This window comes from Paenibacillus sp. FSL H7-0942 (assembly GCF_045040715.1).
GTDB lineage: Bacteria > Bacillota > Bacilli > Paenibacillales > Paenibacillaceae > Paenibacillus > Paenibacillus amylolyticus.
Genome location: NZ_CP150279.1, coordinates 2,462,239 through 2,485,111 on the forward strand (window position 1 = coordinate 2,462,239; position 22,873 = coordinate 2,485,111).

Genomic DNA, 22,873 nt, shown 5'->3' on the forward strand with positions numbered 1-22,873 from the left:
TAAAATTAAGAAAATGATATAAGGGTCGGGTGAGATTTTTATGGTGGATATGTACCTCATAATCCTAGTTGCTATCTTGGGAATGATCCTGTTCTATAGCTTGATCGCTTATTTCTTGATTCGTTTCATTTCGAAAAAAGCATTCAAGCTGACGTTAACCAAATATGAAATGATGGAGATTATGACTTGGCTCGCCGTGTTGTTTATTACCTTCATGATGATTAAGAATGGTTCAATAAATCTTCTCTTACCGGTTGTTGCACTCATCATTCCATTGATCAATTTGCGAAGGTCTAATCGGAAGCATCGAGAGATGAATTAGTATAGCTCTTGCTACGTTGGGGCAAGGCACAAGGAGGAGTTTAGTGATGATTCTGGGCCGATCAACTGACACTTCAGGTTTAACGCAAGTTGCCAATCTTTCGGATGAGTTGCAGTCTGTTTTTGATCAAGCAGAAAGCAAATATCAAATAGTTGATATTGAACTATTCTTTGTCTTCAGGTGTCTTCCTGAGGAATACGAGAGAAGGTCCACGGTCAGGCATGTGAAGAAGGAGAATGTCATCTATTTTGATCTGGTGGTCAGCGAGGATCGGTATAAGACATTAAGCAAAAGCAAACAACGGTATGTCTTAAGCCATGAGTTTTATGCTTTTTTAAGTGAAAAGATCCAGAAATACAAGATTGAACATTTAAAAGTGAATGAGTTTATCGCAGATATGGGCATGTGGCTGAGGGAGATCGGATGGTTGCAGACCGAAGAGCAAGCCGACATAAGTGAATTTGAAGAAAAGTATAACTAGCAAAATAAATTAAAACATAAACAACAAAAAGAAGCCCTCTTTCGAGAGCTTCTTTTTCATGGGAGAGGAGAAACCGGACGAAGAGCTTATGGGGAAACGTAAGTCTTCTCCGCGGTTGTCTACGACACTTGTGATGTCGATAATTATAGAATCGCCCGATTGTTTCCTTTTTATACATATGCGTCAACAATTCGTCAACAATTTTCCAAGGGAAATGAAGACCGCACATTTTTCAAACCGAACCCGAATGTGGTACGATAGTCGTATCAATAAACTTACATAGAGAAAAGGTGACTCGTCAAGTGAGAGTGGTATCTGGGAGTGCAAAAGGCAGGCCGCTGAAGGCTGTTCCTGGCACGGGTACGCGGCCAACCACCGACAAGGTGAAGGAAGCGTTATTTAGCATGGTTGGTCCTTATTTTGAGGGCGGCACAGCATTGGATCTGTTTGCAGGCAGTGGAGGTCTCGGTATTGAGGCGCTGAGCCGCGGCATGGACAAGGCTGTTTTTGTTGATTTGGAATCGAAAAGTATTGAAGTCATCCGCATGAATCTGAAGGCAACCAAGCTGGAAGACCAGGCGGCCGTATATCGTAATGATGCAGGTCGAGCATTGAAGGCACTCGCCAAGCGAGGCACAACGTTTGATCTGGTGTTTCTCGACCCGCCATATCGCATGAAGAACGGGCACGAGTTAATGCTGACCATGCACGAACTGGAACTTTTGGAACCCGAAGCAACCATCGTGCTTGAATATGAATCCAAACATGATTACCCTGAGCAATTCGGCCCGTTTGAACAAACGCGCAAGGCTTTGTATGGGGAGACGGCAGTATCCATCTATTATTATGCGCCTGAAGCAATTGAAGATGGAGAATCCATTACACCGGAAGAGGAGGCTCCTCATGACTGAAATGATACATCGACAGGAACGGATCGCCGTATATCCTGGAAGTTTTGATCCCGTAACGATGGGGCATCTGGATATTATCGCCAGAGCGTCGAAGCAATTTGATCGCGTCATTGTGGCTGTGTTGAACAATATGAGCAAAAATCCGCTGTTTACGGTGGAGGAACGCAAGGAACTGATTACGGAAGTAACCCGCCATCTACCGAATGTCGAAGTGGACAGTTTCCGCGATCTGACAGCCAATTATGTCCGGCAAAAGGAAGCTCAGGTCATCGTTCGTGGTATACGCTCGGTAACTGATTTTGAATACGAGTTGCAATTGGCGTCGACCAATAGCAAGTTGAACCCGGATGCGGAAACCATATTTATGATGACAAATCCGAAGTATTCCTATTTAAGTTCCAGCATCGTCAAAGAAATCGCTCATTATCATGGAGATGTTACAGATCTTGTCTCACCTGAAGTGGAAGCTGCGCTCCGTCAGAAAATCAGCGAGAAAACCGGCGGTTAAACCAGAAGGTAAGACCTGATAGACTAACCATGACTGCAAGAAGTAACGCAAGTCCCATGCATGCAGCAGGGAAGATGCTCCAAATGGTGTTGATCGTGTATGTGTTACCTGGACTATGTATGAGTAGCCAACCAAATGGTGTCGAGAGGTCTCGCTCTGCATTCGTCTGTAATGTGGTCCAGACTTCTGTGTTATAACGGCTGAACGGCATCCATAGGAACAGACTGATGAAAAAGGCGATTAATCCATGAGTCAGACGAACTCCGGCAAAGTACAACATCGATTTGCTGCTTGGACCAGTTGTTTTCAATACAGCAGAGACTTGCAGATGGGAGCATAAACCACCCCATCCCAGAACGGCTGCAAGTAGAGACATGAGCAGCATGGGTGTTAATGAAGTCTGGCTCAAATGATAGGTGCCGAGGTGAAGCTCGAAGAAGGCTGGCCACAGCGCAGCAGACGACCCGGGAGTCAGATAAAGGGAGACCAACCGGATAAATACGGCAAAACCGATCATGTATCCCCCAGTCATCATTAAGGTCTGCACAGCTTGGGATACGGTGTCACCGAGCAGTTTGCCAAATCCTCTTCCATCACGACGATGTGCTTCCCTCGCTGCAATCATCATATCAGACCATATACTGCGTCGTTTGTTCGTAGCGTGGTGGGGGGCAGATGAGCGACTTGTGGAACTTGCAGGACTTGCAGACTGAGAATCAAGAGAGTTGTTATCTGTTTGCGCGGCTGTGGAGCCAACCCTGTTTGTCTGGTTACCCGGTGCTGGCAGGAGACGTGTGGCAAGAATGGCAGCAATCCAGCCGCTGATCCAGTGGACCGCGAGTAGAAAATATCCGGCCGCCGGCTGGTGAAGAAAAGCAGCACCAACGACCAAAATGATCATCATTGGATTGGCAAAATGAGATGCCGCCGCAAGGACAACCGCCTGCTTGGCGGTAATTTGTCTATCCTGAAATAAACGGGATACCGCATCTGCTCCTGCGGGGAATCCGCCGCACATGCCAACGGCAATCGCCAGACCTGCGTTGCCTGGGAGTCTGAACCAGCGTTGCATTAACGGTCCGAGCAAGGCGCCGATCGCGTGGGTGAAGCCAAACGCAGTGAGCATTTGGGATAACATGAGGAACGGGAGCATGGCAGGGAAGATGATTTTCCACCATATATCCAGACCTTGAATAGAGGCGTCAAACGCTTCTTTGGGGGACGCAACTACCGCAATGACCAACATTAAAGCGCCGGTACTTAGGATTATCGTTCGTAACGGGCCAGAATCTCTAACCTCGCTCTGTAATGTCATCGTTTCACCTCATATCAGATAACGCCGATTCGGCATCTGAATCGTTATGGACGGCCGAATGACGCCCGAAGGGCGGTTCGGCCTTGACCGGACAGGCTATTGTATACAGCGGCCTATCCGGCCTGTACCATTGTATGCACAAGGACCAGAGTGTTAGACTTGAAAAAAATGATTAAACAAGATGGAATTACGATTGCTGATTAGTGTAGAGTTCAGCTTATATAGAGATACAAAGAACGGAGGCTCATGCGATGAATCGGATTCGGAAATCTGGCGGATTCAGAGCTTCGATCTTTGTGATCGTGGTGGCTCTGGTCGTCTATGTTGCCGTGTACATGCCAACGCCGTATATCATATATATGCCTGGCAGTGCAGATGAAGTAAAACCAATGGTAACCGTTAAGGGCGGAGACCAGGAAGAACACGGTGTGTTCATGATGACAACCGTGTCGGCAACATATGCCAATGTGTTTTTGCTAGGAACCTCTCTGTTCAATAAAAATGCTCAAGTGGATAAAAAGGAAGACCGACTGCGCGGCAAAAGCGAAGCGGAATACTCTGCCGAACAGGTGTGGTTCATGAGTGACTCACAATCCTCCGCAATGGAGGCTGCATATGAGCAGGCTGGTGTGACTTACTCTATTGTACCTGAACATATCTTTGTATTTGGACTGTCTGAAGATCCAAAACCGGAAGGAGACATTGCTCCGGGAGATATCATTCTGGGAGTGAACGGAACAGCTACGCCGGATAATACGGTGCTTTCTGCCGAGTTAAAAGATAAAAAGGTCGGAGATACGGTTGGAATGCAACTGGAACGTGGTGGAGAGACCATTAGCCGGGACGTGAAACTGATTCAGGTAAAAGACAATAAAACAGGTGAAACCCGCCCGGGACTCGGAGTAATGATTGGTACGGTTCAGAAGGTGAAAGCTGAAGAGCCGGACAAACAGATCTCCTTCACCGATACTCAGGTTGGTGGTCCGTCTGCCGGCTTGATGTTTACGTTGGAGATCTATAACCAGTTAACACCTGGAGATCTGACCAAGGGGCATCGAATAGCGGGTACAGGTACCATTACCAAGGAGGGTGTGGTGGGTGCCATTGGTGGTGTAGTACACAAGATTGTAGCCGCTGATCGAAAAGAAGCGGAGATCTTCTTTGTACCTAAAGATAACTATAAGGAAGCAGCAGCCAAGGCTGAACAGATCGGCACCAAAATGAAACTTGTGCCTGTGAGCACGGTGGATGATGCGCTGGCTTATTTGAAAACCTTGTCCGTGAAATCATAGGTTATAATCGGGCGGGAAGAGATCGATTTGAGTTGAACCGGATGGATAAAGAACGGATGAAATCCGAATAATTGATTACAGTGGAATGAAATATGATCAAGAGAATTGAGAAGATCAACAGACTCACTAGACCCAAAGGGGTAGAGATACCCAAAAGATTTAAGAGAACAAGAATTAAGAGAATAAGAGAAGTGAATAAGAGAAGTGAATAAGAAAATCCCCTTGTTGCGAGGTGCCTGAGAGGCGCGCAACAAGGGGATTTTTTAATTGTATAGTTGAGTGTGGAACAGTGGATATCAATGATCTGTTTGATGATGGAATAAAAAGCTCCATAGAGATGAAGCCTTATGGTCAAAAGCGGATTACAGTCTCACAGGCGACTCATAGTAGTCACTGAACATCCTACGTGTGTCCCTGTGCTCGCAAGCGAGCACATACGCAACCTGAGCTTGTATATCCAGTTCCAGCTGATTGTGTGTGAACGTCGATGGTTTCAGCACAACAGGCAGTGACGCGGTTTTCTTCATTTGTTTAAGCAGGCTCTGCCCTTGAGCATTAAATCCGAGGACTCGGAGATATCCGGGTCCGGCAGCCAAATGCTCTGGTGAACACTCGGCTTTGGTGTGATTCAGGAGCAGGTGTGCGAGCATACGCTGGAGCTTGGTGCGTGTGTATCGTTTGGTCTTCAGTGCATTCAGGAGTGCTTCGACTGAAGGCTCCGGGAGCTGAGCGAGTGCACGGCTCAGCCGGTATTCCAGGCCTTCCGTGACTTCGGCGATGCGTTCCAGCTCGGAGGCACGTCGGGTGGCCGCGAGGTGCAACAGCGGCTGTGCAAAGCGCTCCCAGTGTATGGGAGCGCGCCCTTCCTGCCATTCGCGATGCAGAATGGCAAGGGTTGCCGCCGGCACGTATGGCGCGGCGGCGTCAGGTCCGTCCGCCATCAGCAGGCGGCGGACGGCTGTGGCACTGGCGATCGCCCCCGGCCCGGGCGTCGCCTCATGATACGCGGCACCGGTACGCGCCGCCGTAAAGGGCTGGATCGCGCTGCCAAGTCGTTGCAGCGCGATAAGGTAGTGCAGCCCAAGCGAATTGTTGGGCTGCTCCAGCAGTGCAGCGGCGTCCTGAGCATCGACGCCGCCGGGCGCCAGCGCCGCCCGCGCCTGCGTACGCGGCGGGGTAGCTGGCGCCTTCTCGCAGGCGGCGCGCGATATCCTCGCGCATCCCTGCGGGCTCCACAGCCAGCACGCGCGCAATGCGCTGCAGGCTGTCCAGGTCGCCGGACTCGCTGCCAAAGCAGAGCGAGTCCACAACGCCGGTGCGGTCCAGCAGCGAGACCGCACCGAAGGCAAACCACTCGGCCGGTTGGACTGCGTAAGCCACCGGCAGTTCAAGCACGAGATCCGCTCCTGCGTGCAGCGCCATCTCGGTGCGTGCCCTTTTACCCACGATGGCGGGTTCGCCACGCTGGAGAAAAGGGCCGCTCATAACTGCGACAACGGCGTCTGCTCCGCTTAGCCGCCGAGCTTCCTGCAAATGATAGACATGCCCATTGTGCAAGGGGTTATATTCAACAATAACGCCTACGGCTTTCATGATTAGACGTACTCCTTTCGATTGGATAACCGAGTATGTATAACATCCATTCCATCATAGGGGATGTCATGTATTAGATCAAATCATGCACCAATTCAGACAAGAAAAAGGCACAAATCCAACATCAGCAGATGTCAGACTGTGCCTGCAAATCTATTGTATATTACAGATTTTCGATAATCGGAGAACGGCTTCTTCATCTTAATAAATCATCGTAGTAGTACACTTACCTATACACTTATACATGTAGGAAGAAGTTAGGCTAATCACATCTCACAATCTCAGCACGCTTAGACACTTTCCGACGCGGGAGATAAACTTGCTTTCGGCCCAAAAAATTCATAATGAATGTTGTCCGCGGCAACACCAAGCGCCTGAAGTTCCGTATACACTGCCCGCATGAACGAAACCGGTCCACACAGATAATACGTGGAATCCAGTTCATCGATCACTTGACGAAGCCAGATCGCATCTATATAACCTTCCTTATGAAAATACTCATTTTCACGATCAGCATCCTCAGGTTGAGTATAACAATAATAAGCTTTAACGCCCTGATTACGTTTGGCCAGACTGTTCACATGATCACGGAACGCGTGCGATTGACCATTGGGACTTGCATGCAAAAATGTAATGATGCGATTTTCATTCAAGTTAACCAGCGTATTTAACATACTGATCATGGGCGTTAGACCGACACCACCACTCAGGAGAACAACAGGTCGTTTATCGTCTGCATTCAGCGTGAAGTCGCCAGCAGGAGCGGATAGTTCCACCAGACTGCCTTCTTTAATGTGATCGTGGAGATACGTAGAGATAACTCCGTCAGGACGCTCTAATACACCTCGCTCACGCTTAACGGAAATGCGATAGTGGGGTTTACCCGGGGTATCTGAAAGGCTATACTGACGAATCTGGGTAAATGACTGTGCCTCTGGTTTGATTTTGATACTGATGTATTGTCCCGGTTCATAACTAGCAATGGGCTGGCCATCGTCTGGAACGAGGTAAAAGGACGTGATGATTTCACTTTCCTGCACTTTCTTGGCAACCTTGAAGGTACGGAACCCTTCCCAGCCACCCGTTTGGTTTTCCGCTTCCGTATACATATCCTGTTCAATCCCGATAAAGGCGTCTGCAATGACATTATAGGCTTCGCCCCACGCCGTGATAATTTCATCCGTTGCCGCGTCTCCAAGTACATCTTTGATGGCTTGAAGCAGATAGGTGCCAACAATCACATATTGCTCGGGAACGATACCCAGGCTGCGATGTTTATGTGCAACTTGCCGGACGGCAGGCAGGATGGAGGACAGATTATCGATATGCAGGGCAGCGGTGTATACCATATTGGCGAGGGCGGCTTGCTGTCGTCCCTGTTTCTGATTTGCGTGATTGAAAATATTTAGCAGTTCCGGATGAGCTGTGAACATCGTTTCATAGAAATGGCGTGTGATCGCTTCGCCGTGGACTTCAAGTACGGGTACTGTAGATTTAATGACTCTAATGGTGTGCTCACTTAACATATATTTTCCCTCCCGATATAATATGAAATAGTTGGATAATAAATCGGTCATGGAGCTGATCGTGCTTCGGTTTATAGCAAGTATAGATAGGGGACAAGCGGGTCTATGTGATATAGATCACACTAAACGTTAACGAAATGTGACCGCTATTTGTAAGGAACTACAATTAAAATGACGACTTGTAGTTTATCTTGAAGTGAGTCTATAATAGACCAGATGGAGTAAACGGTTCTGGGCCATTGGTTTTAAAATAGGGTGTAAAGTTAAAAGTGTTGACAAACGTCTTGAAAAATCGGTATAATGATTTTTGTTTGTTAAGTCAATTTCATAATACTTTTAACGAAGATTCGTCAGAATACATACAGTCAGGATTTATTGCTTTACAAAAGCAGGCTTGACCTGTATAACTGTCGTGATACGTTTGATACGAATTATGAAATTGGTTTCGTTTGGAGTGATGGAAATGTTAATGCCATTTCGCAAAGTGGCTACCAGTGATGGTCCCCTGAAGTTTAACGAACAGTGGGAGATCAAGGAACTGGTTTCTAACCGACAAGATATCACAGCCGTTACCCCGCTGACTGCGGACTTATCTGCAGAATTCAGAGAAGGTGACGTTGTGGATGTTCATGGCAAGCTGACTGTAGGAGTGGACATGTTGTGCTCCCGTTGTCTTAAGCCGATCAATGAACATTTTCATATTGATTTTCATGAGCAATTCAAGCAGGGAAAACAGCCAGAGGGATTACACGAAGACGATGATACGCTCTATGTGGATGGAGATAGCGTTGATCTGAAGGGTTATGCCGAGGAAGCTTTTCTGCTGGATCTTCCGTTTATACCGCTATGTAGCGATACATGCAAAGGGTTATGCCCCAAGTGTGGCCATGAGCTGAACGAAGGTGACTGCGGTTGTGATAACGAGGTTATTGATCCGCGGCTTGCAGGGCTCAAGGATTTTTTTAAATGAGCATGATTGAAAATCGAACATTTTAAGACTACCTGCAAAGGTTGATTTTGATAAGGAGGTGGGAATAATGGCAGTACCTCAACGGAGAACGTCCAAGACGCGTCGCGACAAACGTCGCACTCACTTTAAATTGGCTGTACCGGGCATGGTGAAATGTGAACAATGTGGCGAACTTAAACTTAGTCACCACGTGTGCAAAGTGTGCGGAACGTACAAAGCAAGAGAGATCATCTCTCAATAATAGTTGGACATTTAGTAGCACTTCATTTCGATGAGGTGCTACTTTTTTTGGATTAGAGAGTGTAGGTAGAGTGAGCTAACAAGCATGAAATCCTTGCACCAGAAGGGTGAATTGTTTTTGTTAGGCCAGTCTTTCTTTTTGACACGGGATGAGATATACTATAGTTTAGTACCAGGTTCTAAGATTTGACGTTACATATAGATGAACCATAATCCGTTTGAGAACGACCCTGGTGACCAGGGATGCAACTATAGAAGCAACACGAAAGAATGGTTGAACTGGCCGGACGGGACGGTTCCGTAAACGATACAGCGGGGGGTGTCAGGCATCGAACGTGTACCGAAGAGACAGAGGCAACAGCAGTTAACCAGAATGATAGAAGAGAACCCGTTTGTGACGGATCAGGAACTTACACGCCAATTGAAGGTGAGTATTCAGACGATTCGTCTTGACAGGCTGGAACTTGGAATACCCGAACTTCGGGAGCGGATGAAACTGATGGCAGAGCTCTCGTATGATCAGGTACGCTCGTTGCCCTTGCATGAGATTATCGGTGATATTGTGGATCTGCAACTGGATAAGAGCGGGATTTCCCTGTTTGAGATTAAGGAAGAACACGTGTTTTCCAGAACAGGGATTGCACGCGGACACTATGTCTTTGCACAGGCCAACTCCTTGGCTGTAGCGATTATTAATGACGAGATCGCGTTGACTGCATCAGCAGACATTCGCTTTGTCCGTTCGGTTCATTTGGGAGAAAAATGTATTGCAAAGGCTTATGTGAGATCGATCCCGGGTCAAAAGGGCAAAGCCAAAGTGGAAGTATTCACTTATGTAGGTGAAGAAATGGTGTTTCAAGGCAACTTTGTAATCTACCATTCAGGTGGAGAAGACAGCGGAGAAGGAGGTCATTTGGAATGAAAATCGTCATTGATGCCATGGGAGGCGACAATGCACCTGCATCAACGGTAGAAGGTGCGATTGCCGCAGCCACGGAATGGGCGGATACACAGATCGTCCTGATCGGCGATGAAGCCAAGCTGGAACCTCTTTTGAGTCAGTCAGGTGTGAGACCTGCCAATCTTACGGTCCGGCATGCTTCCGAAGTTATTGGTTCGGATGATGAACCCGTCAAAGCAGTTCGTCGCAAAAAGGATGCCTCCATGGTGGTCGCAGGCCGCATGCTGAAAGAGGGCGAAGCGGACGCGATGATCTCGGCGGGCAATACTGGAGCGCTCATGACAGCGGGTTTGCTTGTTGTAGGTCGCATGGAAGGCATTGAACGTCCGGCGCTTGCGCCTATGATTCCAACGATTGATGATGTAGGTGTGCTTGCGCTGGATCTAGGAGCGAATATGGATGCCAAACCGGAGCACCTTGCACAATATGGCTTGATGGGCAGTTTGTATCGGCAAAAAGTACAGGGCATTGAGTCCCCACGAGTGGGTTTGCTCAATGTAGGAACAGAGCCAGGCAAAGGAAATGAGTTAACCAAACATGCATACCCTTTACTGGAACAACTCCCAATTCGTTTTGTCGGTAATGTTGAGGCACGTGATGTGCTGACTGGTGCTTGTGATGTGCTTGTATGTGACGGTTTTGCAGGGAATATACTGCTGAAGTCGCTGGAAGGCACAGCAGGTGCCATTTTCGCCTTGCTTAAGGAACAGTTTTCATCTTCTCTCAAAAGTAAACTGGCTGCAGCTGTACTAATGCCTGAGCTGCGTGGGTTGAAACGAAAGCTGGATTATACGGAGCATGGCGGAGCGCCACTCCTCGGTTTGAGCAGACTGGTTGTGAAAAGTCATGGATCTGCTGATGGCAATGCCATCAAAAATGCTGTGCGCCAAGCTCGGATTGCAGTGCAGAATCAGCTGGTAGAGAGCATATCTAAGGAAATTAGCGGGAAGTGAGTGACGATATGAATAATTTGCGCCCAGTAGGGATTATTGGTACAGGGAAATATGTGCCTGAGAAAATTTTGACAAATAGCGATCTGGAGAAAATGGTCGATACCAATGACGAGTGGATCGTCAGTCGTACAGGAATCAAAGAGCGTCACATCGCTGCACCCGATCAGGCAACTTCTGATCTGGCATACGAAGCGGCGATTAAAGCCCTTGAATCTGCAGGGATGACAGGCAGTGATCTTGATCTGATCATTGTTGCAACCATTACACCGGATTCTTCGTTCCCATCGACAGCCTGCATCTTGCAGGACAAATTGGGTGCAAAAGGTGCCGCGGCATTTGATCTGTCGGCTGCTTGTTCCGGATTTGTATACGGTTTGGCTAGTGCTACGAGCTTCATCCAAAGCGGTATGTACAACAATGCACTTGTAATTGGTGCGGACTGCTTGTCTCGTATTACGGATTATACAGACCGTAACACTTGTGTCCTCTTTGGTGATGGAGCAGGGGCGGTAGTCGTTGGTGAAGTTCCGGAAGGTCGCGGATTCAAAGCGTTCGATCTCGGTGCCGAAGGTGCTGGCGGTAGTCTTCTTCAGATGGAAGGCGGCGGTTCCCGTCTGCCTGCTACTGCAGAGACCGTTGAAAATAAAAAGCATTACATCAACATGAACGGTCGTGAAGTGTTTAAGTTTGCGGTACGTGTCATGGGGACGGCTACCATTGAGGTATTACGCAAAGCTGGTATGGAGCGTACGGATGTGGATCTGTTTGTTCCTCACCAAGCGAATATTCGGATTATCCAATCTGCGATGCAACGCCTTGAACTTCCTGAAGAAAAGGTTGTAGTCAACGTGGATAAGTATGCAAACACATCTGCTGCTTCCATCCCGCTGGCTTTGGTAGAAGCAGCAGAGGAAGGTCGCATGAAAGCCGGAGATACCGTTCTGATGGTTGGATTCGGTGGCGGTTTGACATGGGGTGCATCGGTACTCGTTTGGTAAAATAGACATCTGGGAGATGAATGAGATGGGTAAAATAGCATTTGTATTTCCCGGACAGGGATCACAGGCTGTAGGCATGGCCAAGGACGCGTATGAGTCCGTGCCTGCGGCAACCGAAATTTTTCGCACAGCAGATGAAACATTGGGTTTCTCGCTGAGCAACCTTGTATTTGAAGGACCGGAGACCGAGTTGAAACAGACATCAAATACACAACCGGCTCTGTTGACAGCAAGTATTGCCTTGCTAGAAGCTTTCAAAGAAAAAGGAATTCAGCCTGACTATACGGCTGGACACAGTCTGGGAGAATATAGTGCACTGGTGGCAGCGGGCGTTCTTTCGTTTGCTGACGCAGTGAGCACTGTGCGGGCACGTGGTCAGTATATGGAACAGGCAGTACCGGGTGGACAAGGAGCGATGGCTGCTGTGTTGGGTGCGGATCGGGAAGCGCTGGGGGTGCTTTGCCGTGACGTATCTGAAAGTGGTCATGCGGTTGAACTTGCCAACATTAATTGTCCGGGACAAATCGTCATTTCTGGTGTGAAGGAAGGCGTAGCTGCTGTTGCGGAACGAGTGAAAGAAGCAGGCGGTAAACGCGCCATTGCATTGGAAGTAAGCGGTCCGTTCCACTCTTCATTGATGAAGGGTGCGGCTGAGAAGCTGGCAGAGAAACTGAAAACCGTTACGTTCTCACCGGCATCGGTCCCTGTAGTCGCTAATGTGACTGCAAGACCTGCAGAGGATGGACAGGTTCAGGATTTGTTGACAGCTCAGGTCTATTCTCCTGTATTATGGGAAGACAGTGTGACATGGCTTATTGAGCAAGGTGTGGATACGTTCATCGAGATTGGATCTGGCAGTGTATTGACTGGTTTGATTAAAAAAACAGATAAAACCGTAAAACTGTACAATGTGAACAGTCTTGAAACGCTCGAAGCAACGGCAAGTGAATTAGAAGGAATTATATGAGTTAAACTAAACTTTTTACACGAGAACGGAGAGGACAGAAAAAAACTGAAGAAGCGGAGCGTTCGCCTTTATCACCGGATTTTCCCTTTATAAAAGGGAATCAAAAAAATCTGGGGATAACAGCGATCGGAAGTTTATTCTGTCATCGGAGTGGCAAGTGTAAACATTCTTTGGTTGAACTGATATAGATTTGGGGAAAGGAGGAATGATTATGTCTAAACCATTAGAAGGTAAAAATGCACTCGTTACCGGGGCATCCCGGGGCATTGGGCGCAGTATTGCACTGGCACTTGCAGAAGCTGGAGCGAACGTAGCCGTGAATTATGCGGGTAGCCAAGCGGCAGCTGAGGAAGTAGCGGAAGCGATTCGTGCCAAAGGAGTCAAGGCGATTACACTTCAAGCCAATGTTGGCCTGATGGATGAAGCTGAACAAATGGTCAAAGCTACACTCGAAGCATGGGGCAACGTTGATATTCTGGTGAACAATGCTGGAATTACCCGTGATAATCTGATCATGCGTATGAAAGAGGAAGAATTCGATCAGGTTATTGAAACCAATCTCAAAGGTGTGTTTAACTGCCTTAAGGCGGTTACACGTCCAATGATGAAACAACGGTCGGGAAGAATTATCAATATCTCCTCGGTTGTAGGTGTGCTCGGTAATGCTGGACAAGCGAACTATGTTGCTGCCAAGGCAGGAGTCATTGGCCTGACAAAGGCATCTGCTCGTGAACTGGCTTCTCGTGGAATCACAGTTAACTGTGTTGCACCAGGTTTCATTGAGACAGATATGACAAAAGAGTTGTCCCAGGAGCTGGTGGACGGTATGCTAAGTGGTATTCCGTTGTCCCGTTTGGGTCAGCCGGATGAAATCGCGGGTGTAGTCACGTTCTTGGCTTCACAGGCTTCATCTTATATGACAGGGCAGACGCTGCATGTCGATGGTGGCATGTACATGTAATTCTTCCCGGACTTGAACAATAGTCGGGGAACAGGCGCTGGACGATCCGAAATGCCGGAAAAAGGCCGGGTTCCCCGGCCGGGAGCCGCATATGTCTTCTATGGCATTTTGCCTGCGATTCTCGTATAATACCAAAGAAGGAGGTGAACCGGATGTCCGATGTATTGGAGCGTGTAAAACGCATCGTCGTCGACCGCTTGGGCGCAGACGAAGCTGAAGTTACACTTGAAGCATCTTTCAAAGAAGATTTGGGTGCTGATTCTTTGGATGTAGTGGAATTGGTCATGGAATTGGAAGATGAATTTGATTTGGAAATCTCTGATGAAGATGCAGAAAAAATCACGACCGTAGGTGAAGTTGTAAACTACATACAATCTCATACCTAAAGTCATTTTTAGTCCCGCACATGTTTTCGAACAGGCGGGACTTCTCATCATTCATTGGTTTTTCTCATTCCGCAAGCAGCTCTACTCAAACAGGCCTATCTTTGTTGAGTAGATGTCTGTTTGCGGATATTCCCACAAAATACTTGCGTAATGCAGTCGATATAGAGGTGACTCGGTTTGAAACAAAGAGTAGTAATTACCGGAATGGGCGTAATGACATCGCTCGGAAAAGATTTGGAAACGTTCTGGGGCAGTTTAATGGCAGGAAAGTCCGGAATTTCTCAGATTGAGGCGTTTGATGTTAGTGAATACACGACACAGATTGCAGCCGAAATCAAGGATTTCAACCCGGAAGAATATATGGATCGCAAGGATGCTCGCAAAATGGACCGTTTTGTACAGTTCGCTGTGGCAGCCGGCTTCAAAGCCGTTGAAGACAGTGGTCTGAAAATTAACGAGAATATTGATGCAGAGCGTTTCGGTGTATCCATCGGATCAGGTATTGGTGGATTGGGTACGTGGGAGGACCAACATAATGCATTATTGCAAAAAGGTCCAAAACGGGTAAGCCCATTCTTTATTCCCATGATGATCTCCAACATGGCTTCAGGCCAAATGTCTATTTCCCTTGGTGCCAAAGGTCCTAACATTAACGTTGTTACCGCTTGTGCAACAGGTACACACTCCATCGGAGATTCCTTCAAGCTGATTGCCAATGGTGATGCAGATGCCATGATCTGTGGTGGTGCGGAAGCAACAATCAGACCAACGGGTCTTGCAGGGTTCTGTGCGATGCGCGCAATGTCTACACGTAATGATGATCCTGCGAAGTCAAGCCGTCCTTTTGATACAGAACGTGATGGTTTTGTTATGGGCGAAGGCGCTGGTGTTATGATTCTGGAATCCCTGGAGCATGCTCAAAAACGTGGTGCACGCATTTATGGTGAAGTGATCGGTTACGGTCTGACAGGCGATGCACATCACATGACAGAACCAGATCCGGACGGAGCAGCACGTTGCATGAAGATGGCACTTCGTAATGCGGGCATTGAGCCTGAAGAAGTGGACTACATTAATGCACACGGAACTTCGACGCCTGTAGGCGACAGATCCGAAACGCTTGCGATCAAAAAGGCGTTTGGTGATCATGCGTACAAGCTCGCCGTGAGTTCCACTAAATCCATGACGGGCCACATGCTTGGCGCTGCTGGTGGTGTAGAGGCGGTTATCTGCGGATTGTCACTGACACATCAGACACTGGCTCCAACGATTAACCTGGAAAATCAGGACCCGGAATGTGATCTGGATTATGTACCAAATGTTCCACGTCAAACCAAAGTTAATATTGCCATGTCCAATTCATTTGGATTCGGCGGTCACAATGCCACCATTATTCTCAAAAAATTTGAAGCATAAGGGGCTAGTTCGTTTGAGTGAAGATCTGAAGCAGTTACAACATAAACTTCAAATCAAATTTGACAACAGGCAGCTTTTAAAACAAGCGTTTACCCATGCTTCTTATGTAAACGAACACCGCTTCAGTCAGCATCAGGACAACGAGCGTCTGGAGTTTCTGGGCGATGCCGTGCTGGAACTGACTGTATCGGAGTACTTGTATCATTTGTATCCTAACCGTCCGGAAGGTGAATTAACTAAGCTGCGGGCATCCATTGTCTGTGAGCCTTCCCTCGTCAAATTTGCTGAAGTGTTGGGTTTTGGGCAGTATGTACTTCTTGGTAAAGGTGAGGAACTAACTGGAGGACGGACACGGCCGGCTCTGCTGGCGGATGTGTTTGAATCTTTCATTGGTGCATTGTATCTGGATCAGGGGCTTGCGCCTGTTCGGACATTTCTTGATCAGCATGTCTTCCCATTAATCGTATTGGGCAGCAAGCTGCAAATGAGTGATTACAAAACGGAACTGCAGGAACTTACTCAGCATCACAATATGGGAGCTTTGGAATACCGTATCGTTGAGGAACGGGGACCTGCCCATGAACGTGAGTTTGTCTCGGAGGTCCATATGGGTCAAGAAAGGCTTGGCAGAGGTACAGGACGTTCCAAAAAGGAAGCGGAACAACAGGCTGCATCTGCAGCACTTGATCGACTGAAGCTTCCGGAAGCCGGAGCTTAACCGATAGCGCATAGACAAACGAAGAGCAAAGAGCAGCCCGCGGGTCCGCCCCGGCGGAAGTAATCGGCCGGACTGCTTTTTGCTCTTTTTTTTGTAAAGAGGTTCAGGAGAAGGTTCCTGATCGTTAACTAAATAAGTGAACTTTATTTTGGTTCAATTTATTTAGGCGCTGGAATGCAATACTTGAAATTTGCAAGAGGAGGTGACGAGAAACCCTATGTTTTTAAAACGGATTGAATTGGGTGGATTCAAGTCATTCGCCGACAAAACGGAGATGGAGTTCGTTCGTGGCATTACGGCTGTTGTAGGTCCGAACGGAAGTGGAAAGAGTAATATATCGGACGGAATTCGCTGGGTTCTGGGGGAACAAAGTGCTAAGTCGCTGCGTGGTGGCAAAATGGAAGATATCATCTTTGCAGGTAGTGACGCACGGAAAGCCGTTAATTTCGGTGAGGTGTCGCTTACACTTGATAACGAGGATCACGCACTTGCATTGGATTTTGGTGAGGTGACGGTGACTCGTCGTGTACATCGTAGCGGAGATAGTGAATATTTTATTAACAAACAATCTTGTCGTTTGAAGGATATCACGGAGTTGTTTATGGATACCGGCATCGGTAAGGAGGCCTACTCGATTATTGGACAGGGGCGAATCGAAGAGATTCTGAGTACCCGTTCAGAGGATCGCAGAGGTATCTTTGAAGAAGCTTCAGGTATCGTTAAATATAAATCCCGCAAGCGGGATGCGACGCGCAAACTGGATGAGACAGAGCAAAATTTGCTGCGTATTCATGATCTGGTGACTGAACTGGAAGATCAGATTGGCCCGCTAAAGGAACAATCGGAGAAAGCGATCCACTATAAGGAACTTCGTTCTCAGCTCAAATCGCAGGAAATTTCCATGTATGTGTACCAGATCGAACAGATTCATGCGTCCTGGAGTAAGGCAAATGAGCGCCTGCAATCGCTAAAACAGGAAGAGGTTGGACTGGCGGCGATTGTCTCTACGCATGATGCCAAGCTGGAAAATGATCGGAATGCGCTGCGTATCCTGGAAACAGAGACAGAGCAACTGCAAGCCGCTTTATTGCAATTCAGTGAAGCGACAGAGAAAAGTGAAGGACTTGGAGAATTGCTCAAGGAGCGCTCGCACCATCTGCAAACAAATCAGGAACAGCTCAAAGTAACGCTTGCCGCCAGTGAAGAGAGACATCGCGAACGGGAAACCGAGCTGCTTGCACTGCGTGAGAAGTTTGGCAAGCTTGAGCATGAACTGAATGATGTGAGAAATCAGCTGTCTCAGGAAGAAGCCAAACTCATCGGTGTCACAGGTGGCATTAGTCAGCAGCAAGAGGAAAGCCTCAAAGGCAATTTGCTGGAACTGATGAATCAGATGGCTCAGACACGCAATGAAATTCGTTATGTGGATCAGCAGAAAGAAACGCTGGAGCGCAGAATGAATCGCGCGGCTGAAGAATCAGGCAAATGGGAAGAGCAGAAAGAGACACTGGAGAGTCGCAAAACGGACATTGAGAAAAAAGTTGTTCGCTTGGGCAAAGAAATCAGCGATCTACGTGGTGGTTACATTACGGAAAGTGAACGACTTCAGTCGCTGCAGAAGCTGCTCGAAGAAAGTCGGGGTACGGTCCGTAAATGGGAACAGAAGCGTGAAGCTCAAGTTTCCCGCCGCGATACGATGAAAGAGATGCAGGATGATTTTGACGGATTCATGCTGGGTGTCAAGGAGGTTCTCAAGGCTTCACGTAAAGGTACGCTGAGCGGTGTTCATGGAGCTGTGGCTGAACTCGTAAAAGTTCCCGAGAAGATCGAACTTGCGGTAGAAACAGCAATGGGAGCATCCTTGCAGCATGTGGTCATGGAAAATGAATCAGTTTCCAGACAGGCAATTGCTTTTCTGAAGCAACGCCAGTTGGGGCGTGCAACGTTCCTGCCTCTGGATGTCATTCGTCCTCGTGCCATTGGAGCGGCTGAACGTTCTATGATTGAAGGTATGGAGGGTTTTGTGGGGATCGGTGCTGATCTTGTACAATTCGAATCCAAATATGCTTCAATCATTGGCAGCTTGCTCGGTAATGTTATTATTGCCGAAACGTTGGAGGTCGCCAATAAAATTGCGGCTCGCTGTCAGTATCGTTTCCGGGTTGTGACGCTTGAAGGTGACGTGGTCAATGCGGGTGGTTCCATGACAGGTGGTAGCCAGCACAAGAAAAATGTGAGTCTGCTCAGCCGGAAACGGCAGCTGGACCAGCTCGACCAGGATATTTTGGATACGGAAAATCAAATCGTGAAACTGCATCGCAGTGTGGATGATGTAAAAGTTCAACTGGAACAGTGTCAGGACAAACTGGATGAACTTCGTCAGTCCGGTGATGATACCCGAAATGCAGAACAGCAGGCTTCGATGGAAATGAAACAGGTAGAGCATGAGCTTCGCCATGTGCTTGAACAGGTTGCCGTTGCCGGGCAGGAGAAGAGTGGCTTTACCGAAGAGATCAAAGAGCTGGATACGGCTCGGATCGTCGCTGTGAAGAAGCTGGAGCAGCTTGAAGAGGAAGAAAAAGCGACTCATCGTGCCATTCATGCAGCCGAGTTTGCTCGGAAAGCCAATGAATCTGCGAAGGAAGAATTGCAGAGCCAACTCACCGAATTGAAAGTGCGTGAAGGCAAGCTGGATCAGGAGCGATTCTCCAATGGAGAACAATTGCGACGTCTGGAGCGGGAAGTAGAGTCGCTGGTGAAAGATCTTCGTCAGAATCGCACGTTGCTGGCTTCGATGGAAGCAGATCTCAAGAAAACACAGACCGAGAGTGTTAAACAGATTGAAGATCTGAACCAGTATAAGCTGAAAAAAGCGGAAGCTTCTCAGGATCTGGACTTCAAACGTGCTGCCCGAAGTGAGTTGTCGAAAAAGCTTGAGCTTGCCGAGAGCGAAACGAAGGAACAGCGCACGCAGTTAAAAGCTGTGGAAGAACAGATGCGACAGACGGAAATTTCCGTGAACCGGTTGGATGTTGAGCTGGAAAATATACTGCGAAAGCTGACGGATGAATACGAACTGGGCTATGAACTGGCCAAAGAGCGTTATCCTGTACCGGAAGACGTGGAGCATACACAGGCAGAGGTACAGAAGCTGAAGCGCAGTATTTCCGCCCTGGGTGATGTGAACCTGGGAGCGATTGAGGAGTTCCAGCGAGTCAATGAGCGATACGAGTTCCTGAGTGAACAGAAGAATGACCTGGTTGAAGCTAAAACAACGTTGTATCAGGTTATTCGGGAAATGGAAGACGAGATGGCGAAGCGATTCAAGATCACGTTTGATGCCATCCGCCGTGAGTTCGGTACCGTGTTTAGCAAGCTGTTTGGCGGGGGACGTGCTGACCTTGTTCTGATGGACCCGGAGCGCTTGCTTGAAACGGGAATAGATATCGTGGCTCAGCCACCAGGCAAGAAACTGCAAAACCTGCAACTGTTATCCGGTGGGGAACGGGCTTTGACGGCGATGGCTTTATTATTTGCTATTCTGCATGTCAAACCGGTACCATTCTGCGTGCTGGATGAAGTTGAGGCAGCGCTGGACGAAGCTAACGTGGTACGTTTTGCCCAGTACTTGCGTGAATTCTCCGAACAGACACAGTTTATCGTTGTTACCCATCGTAAAGGTACGATGGAAGAGGCAGATGTGCTGTACGGTGTTACAATGGAAGAGGGCGGTGTATCCAAGCTTGTTTCGGTTAAACTGGAAGATGAGGAAGCAGTAATTGCCTGATCTGATCCAAACCTGCGAGACAAACGAACTCATTGTAATCATTGAAAATCATTCAGATTGAGCATTTTTGCAAAACCGCTTAGATTATGTACACGATGGAGGGGCTTTATGAGTTTTTTTAAAAAGCTTAGAGACAGCATTGCAAGCAAAACGGAGTCGGTCACCAAACAGTTTAAGGATGGATTGGAAAAGACACGTAAAGGGTTAGTGGAAAAAGTGTCGGATCTCGTAATCCGTCGCAAAAAAATCGATGAAGAGTTCTATGAAGAACTGGAAGAGATTTTGATCGGAGCAGACGTTGGTGTGAATACAGTCATGAATCTGATCGAAGACCTGCGCGTTGAGGTGAAAAAACGCAAAATTGAGGATGCGGCTGAGCTGCAGCCTGTATTGTCCGAGAAACTGACGGGTCTTCTTCGCGGTGAACAGAATAACGAATTGAAAATGAACCCGGATGGCATTACCGTCATTTTGTTTGTTGGTGTTAACGGTGTTGGTAAAACAACAACGATTGGCAAGCTGGCACATCGATTTAAACAACAAGGTAAAAAAGTCATCATGGCAGCTGGAGATACGTTCCGTGCCGGAGCCATTGAACAGCTGGAAGTATGGGGGCAACGTGCCGGTGTCGATGTGATCAAACAGCAATCTGGTTCTGATCCAGCAGCGGTTATGTATGATGCGGTACAAGCAGCGAAACAACGGGGTGCGGATGTTCTGCTCTGTGATACAGCAGGTCGTCTGCAAAACAAATCTAACCTGATGGACGAGCTTAACAAGATCTATCGTGTTATTCAGCGTGAAATTCCGGATGCTCCGCATGAAGTACTGATGGTACTGGATGCAACAACAGGTCAAAATGCTTTAAACCAGGCTAAACTTTTCGGTGAGAAAAGCGGTGTAACTGGCCTCGTACTGACGAAACTGGATGGAACAGCCAAAGGGGGGATCGTTGTTGCGATCCGTCAGGAGCTGGACTTGCCTGTGAAGCTCGTAGGACTGGGTGAGAAAATTGATGATCTGCAGCCGTTTGATTCGGAGCAATTTGTGCATGCCTTGTTCGCCGGATTGATCCAAGAACAGCCAGCGGAAAGTGCTGAAGAAGAGGAAGCTAATTCCTAGAATCATTAATAATAGAATGAATTAATAATGTTAACCGTATTGCCAGTGATATACGTGATAAGTGTCACGTGTAATGTCACTGGCAATACGTGTATAATGGAGGAATAAAGCAGGCAATGTTAAAGGGTTAGAAAGGACGGTTGAAAATGGCCAATACGTATACCTATTCTCGCCGTGAAGAAGTCGCCAATGCGGTGACACATGGAATCGGCGCTGCACTCAGTGTAGCTGCACTGGTGATATTGATTGTATTTTCAAGTATGAAAGGCACGGCTTGGCATGTGGTCAGTTTCACGATCTACGGAATCACCATGCTGTTGCTCTATACAAGTTCTACACTCGTGCATGCATGGAAAGATGGAAAAGTGAAAGATTTATTTGAGATTTTCGACCATTCTTCCATTTATTTATTTATTGCGGGATCGTACACTCCGCTTTTGTTTATTGCTGTTCGCGGTACACTTGGATGGACCCTGTTTGGCATAATCTGGGGTATCGCATTATTCGGCGTGATCTTTAAGGCATTTTTTACGAAAAAGTTTCTATTCATGTCCACGATTTTCTATATTGCGATGGGCTGGCTGATCGTTATTGCCTGGCAACCTCTTATGGCGGCCATTCCTACAGGCGGCATTGTGTTGCTGGTTGCTGGAGGCCTGATGTATACACTTGGTACGCTCTTTTATGTATGGCGTGGATTTCCGTACCACCATGCGATTTGGCATCTCTTTGTGTTAGCAGGCAGTATTCTTCATTTCTTTATGGTACTGCTGTACCTGACACCACTTCGTTAGAACACCATAGACGGATGCATCTCCACGGACTGAGACGCATTCGTTTTTTCTTCTACATAGAGGTGGGTCGCAGGGACACAGATAGAATTTGCTTGTAGTGAAGAAGGGCATAAACCACCCGTTAAACATCGAAATAACGTATCATCAGAGCTGTTTTTATTGTGACAAGTATTTTTGCTTGACAACCTGATTTGTTTTAGGTATTATTAGGAACGTTGCAAGAGTGTAAAGTGTTTTTCCTTGACGAAGGGAGTGCCCCGATGTGAGTCAAGAAAATCGGCTTGAGAAGACAAACCGGATTAACTTGCTGTTTGCTTTTTATGAATTGTTACTTACCGAGAAACAGCAGACTTTTCTAAAGTATTACTTTCATGACGATTTCTCACTTGGTGAAATTGCAGCCGAGTTTGAGATCAGCCGCCAGGCGGTATACGAGCATATCAAGCGTGCCGAACAAGTGCTGGAAAATTACGAAAGCAAGCTGGGCTTGCTGGAAAAGCATGAACGGCGTAATCGCAATCTTGAAGATTTGCAAAATGCATTGGAACGCGCAGGCGTCTCCATTGATAACAACAAACAAATACACGATATCGTTGCTCAGCTTAGTGAATGAAATATTGGCTGAGCGGAACGTATCGGTCTTGCAAACAGT

General features: G+C 47.5%; 21 protein-coding genes and 1 pseudogene. 19 read left to right on the forward strand and 3 right to left on the reverse strand.

Going from position 1 to position 22,873, the window contains the following annotated elements; all coding sequences use genetic code 11:
* Positions 1–76 precede the first annotated feature (76 nt).
* The 4 genes from MHI48_RS11090 to coaD all read left to right on the forward strand — a co-directional run bounded on the left by MHI48_RS11090 (position 77) and on the right by coaD (position 2,222).
* Complete coding sequence (locus MHI48_RS11090; protein ID WP_143781356.1) at positions 77–322, forward strand: hypothetical protein; 246 nt, start codon at positions 77–79, stop codon at positions 320–322.
* Positions 323–365: 43 nt separating this feature from the next.
* A complete protein-coding gene (locus MHI48_RS11095; RefSeq protein ID WP_143781355.1) occupies positions 366–803 on the forward strand; it encodes a hypothetical protein in 438 nt (145 codons plus the stop codon).
* Between the two features lie 302 nt (positions 804–1,105).
* The gene (gene rsmD / locus MHI48_RS11100; RefSeq protein WP_076326833.1) at positions 1,106–1,714 is read left to right on the forward strand and encodes a 16S rRNA (guanine(966)-N(2))-methyltransferase RsmD; all 609 of its coding nucleotides are present in this window, start codon (positions 1,106–1,108) and stop codon (positions 1,712–1,714) included.
* A 1-nt stretch (position 1,715) separates the two neighbouring features.
* Positions 1,716–2,222: a pantetheine-phosphate adenylyltransferase gene (coaD, locus tag MHI48_RS11105; RefSeq protein WP_085981453.1), complete on the forward strand. Its 507-nt coding sequence runs from the start codon at positions 1,716–1,718 to the stop codon at positions 2,220–2,222.
* Here coaD and MHI48_RS11110 read toward each other — a convergent pair.
* A complete protein-coding gene (locus MHI48_RS11110; RefSeq protein ID WP_076326832.1) occupies positions 2,200–3,537 on the reverse strand; it encodes a nucleoside recognition domain-containing protein in 1,338 nt (445 codons plus the stop codon). The two genes, coaD and MHI48_RS11110, sit on opposite strands and share 23 nt — an antisense overlap.
* A gap of 251 nt (positions 3,538–3,788) precedes the next feature.
* Here MHI48_RS11110 and MHI48_RS11115 point away from each other — a divergent pair, with 251 nt between their 5' ends.
* Positions 3,789–4,829 (forward strand): SepM family pheromone-processing serine protease, encoded by a 1,041-nt coding sequence (locus MHI48_RS11115; protein ID WP_076326831.1) that lies wholly within the window; start codon positions 3,789–3,791, stop codon positions 4,827–4,829.
* Positions 4,830–5,191: 362 nt separating this feature from the next.
* Here MHI48_RS11115 and MHI48_RS11120 read toward each other — a convergent pair.
* Both MHI48_RS11120 and hmpA read right to left on the reverse strand, forming a co-directional pair.
* Positions 5,192–6,422, reverse strand: a pseudogene (locus MHI48_RS11120) (nucleotidyltransferase).
* A gap of 290 nt (positions 6,423–6,712) precedes the next feature.
* Positions 6,713–7,948, reverse strand: a complete 1,236-nt coding sequence (gene hmpA, locus MHI48_RS11125) for an NO-inducible flavohemoprotein (RefSeq protein WP_076326829.1) — start codon at positions 7,946–7,948, stop codon at positions 6,713–6,715.
* A 463-nt stretch (positions 7,949–8,411) separates the two neighbouring features.
* Here hmpA and MHI48_RS11130 point away from each other — a divergent pair, with 463 nt between their 5' ends.
* From MHI48_RS11130 to ylxM, 14 genes are all read left to right on the forward strand, one after another.
* Positions 8,412–8,918, forward strand: coding sequence for a DUF177 domain-containing protein (locus MHI48_RS11130; protein ID WP_036609465.1), 507 nt, complete (start codon positions 8,412–8,414; stop codon positions 8,916–8,918).
* Between the two features lie 67 nt (positions 8,919–8,985).
* On the forward strand, positions 8,986–9,159 hold the full coding sequence (gene rpmF / locus MHI48_RS11135; RefSeq protein ID WP_017689233.1) for a 50S ribosomal protein L32: 174 nt from the start codon (positions 8,986–8,988) through the stop codon (positions 9,157–9,159).
* A 372-nt stretch (positions 9,160–9,531) separates the two neighbouring features.
* Complete coding sequence (gene fapR, locus MHI48_RS11140) at positions 9,532–10,080, forward strand: transcription factor FapR (protein WP_047842457.1); 549 nt, start codon at positions 9,532–9,534, stop codon at positions 10,078–10,080.
* Positions 10,077–11,072 carry a phosphate acyltransferase PlsX gene (gene plsX, locus MHI48_RS11145; protein ID WP_017689231.1) on the forward strand — a complete coding sequence of 332 codons (996 nt, stop codon included), beginning with the start codon at positions 10,077–10,079 and terminating at the stop codon, positions 11,070–11,072. Before fapR ends, plsX begins: the two co-directional genes overlap by 4 nt.
* 8 nt (positions 11,073–11,080) lie before the next feature.
* The gene (locus tag MHI48_RS11150; RefSeq protein WP_036610885.1) at positions 11,081–12,070 is read left to right on the forward strand and encodes a beta-ketoacyl-ACP synthase III; all 990 of its coding nucleotides are present in this window, start codon (positions 11,081–11,083) and stop codon (positions 12,068–12,070) included.
* 25 nt (positions 12,071–12,095) lie between these two features.
* On the forward strand, positions 12,096–13,037 hold the full coding sequence (fabD, locus tag MHI48_RS11155; protein WP_036609461.1) for an ACP S-malonyltransferase: 942 nt from the start codon (positions 12,096–12,098) through the stop codon (positions 13,035–13,037).
* A gap of 211 nt (positions 13,038–13,248) precedes the next feature.
* Positions 13,249–13,998 (forward strand): 3-oxoacyl-[acyl-carrier-protein] reductase, encoded by a 750-nt coding sequence (fabG, locus tag MHI48_RS11160; protein ID WP_017689228.1) that lies wholly within the window; start codon positions 13,249–13,251, stop codon positions 13,996–13,998.
* A gap of 152 nt (positions 13,999–14,150) precedes the next feature.
* Entirely contained in the window at positions 14,151–14,384 is a 234-nt protein-coding gene (acpP, locus tag MHI48_RS11165) for an acyl carrier protein (RefSeq protein WP_024630176.1), read from the forward strand.
* 177 nt (positions 14,385–14,561) lie between these two features.
* Positions 14,562–15,800, forward strand: coding sequence for a beta-ketoacyl-ACP synthase II (gene fabF, locus MHI48_RS11170; RefSeq protein ID WP_036609459.1), 1,239 nt, complete (start codon positions 14,562–14,564; stop codon positions 15,798–15,800).
* 13 nt (positions 15,801–15,813) lie between these two features.
* On the forward strand, positions 15,814–16,518 hold the full coding sequence (gene rnc, locus MHI48_RS11175) for a ribonuclease III (RefSeq protein ID WP_036609458.1): 705 nt from the start codon (positions 15,814–15,816) through the stop codon (positions 16,516–16,518).
* Between the two features lie 217 nt (positions 16,519–16,735).
* Positions 16,736–20,305 carry a chromosome segregation protein SMC gene (smc, locus tag MHI48_RS11180; protein ID WP_036609457.1) on the forward strand — a complete coding sequence of 1,190 codons (3,570 nt, stop codon included), beginning with the start codon at positions 16,736–16,738 and terminating at the stop codon, positions 20,303–20,305.
* Between the two features lie 108 nt (positions 20,306–20,413).
* The gene (gene ftsY, locus MHI48_RS11185; protein ID WP_036609455.1) at positions 20,414–21,427 is read left to right on the forward strand and encodes a signal recognition particle-docking protein FtsY; all 1,014 of its coding nucleotides are present in this window, start codon (positions 20,414–20,416) and stop codon (positions 21,425–21,427) included.
* A gap of 146 nt (positions 21,428–21,573) precedes the next feature.
* On the forward strand, positions 21,574–22,221 hold the full coding sequence (locus tag MHI48_RS11190; protein WP_017689222.1) for a hemolysin III family protein: 648 nt from the start codon (positions 21,574–21,576) through the stop codon (positions 22,219–22,221).
* Between the two features lie 262 nt (positions 22,222–22,483).
* A complete protein-coding gene (gene ylxM / locus MHI48_RS11195) occupies positions 22,484–22,834 on the forward strand; it encodes a YlxM family DNA-binding protein (RefSeq protein WP_017689221.1) in 351 nt (116 codons plus the stop codon).
* Positions 22,835–22,873: the final 39 nt, after the last annotated feature.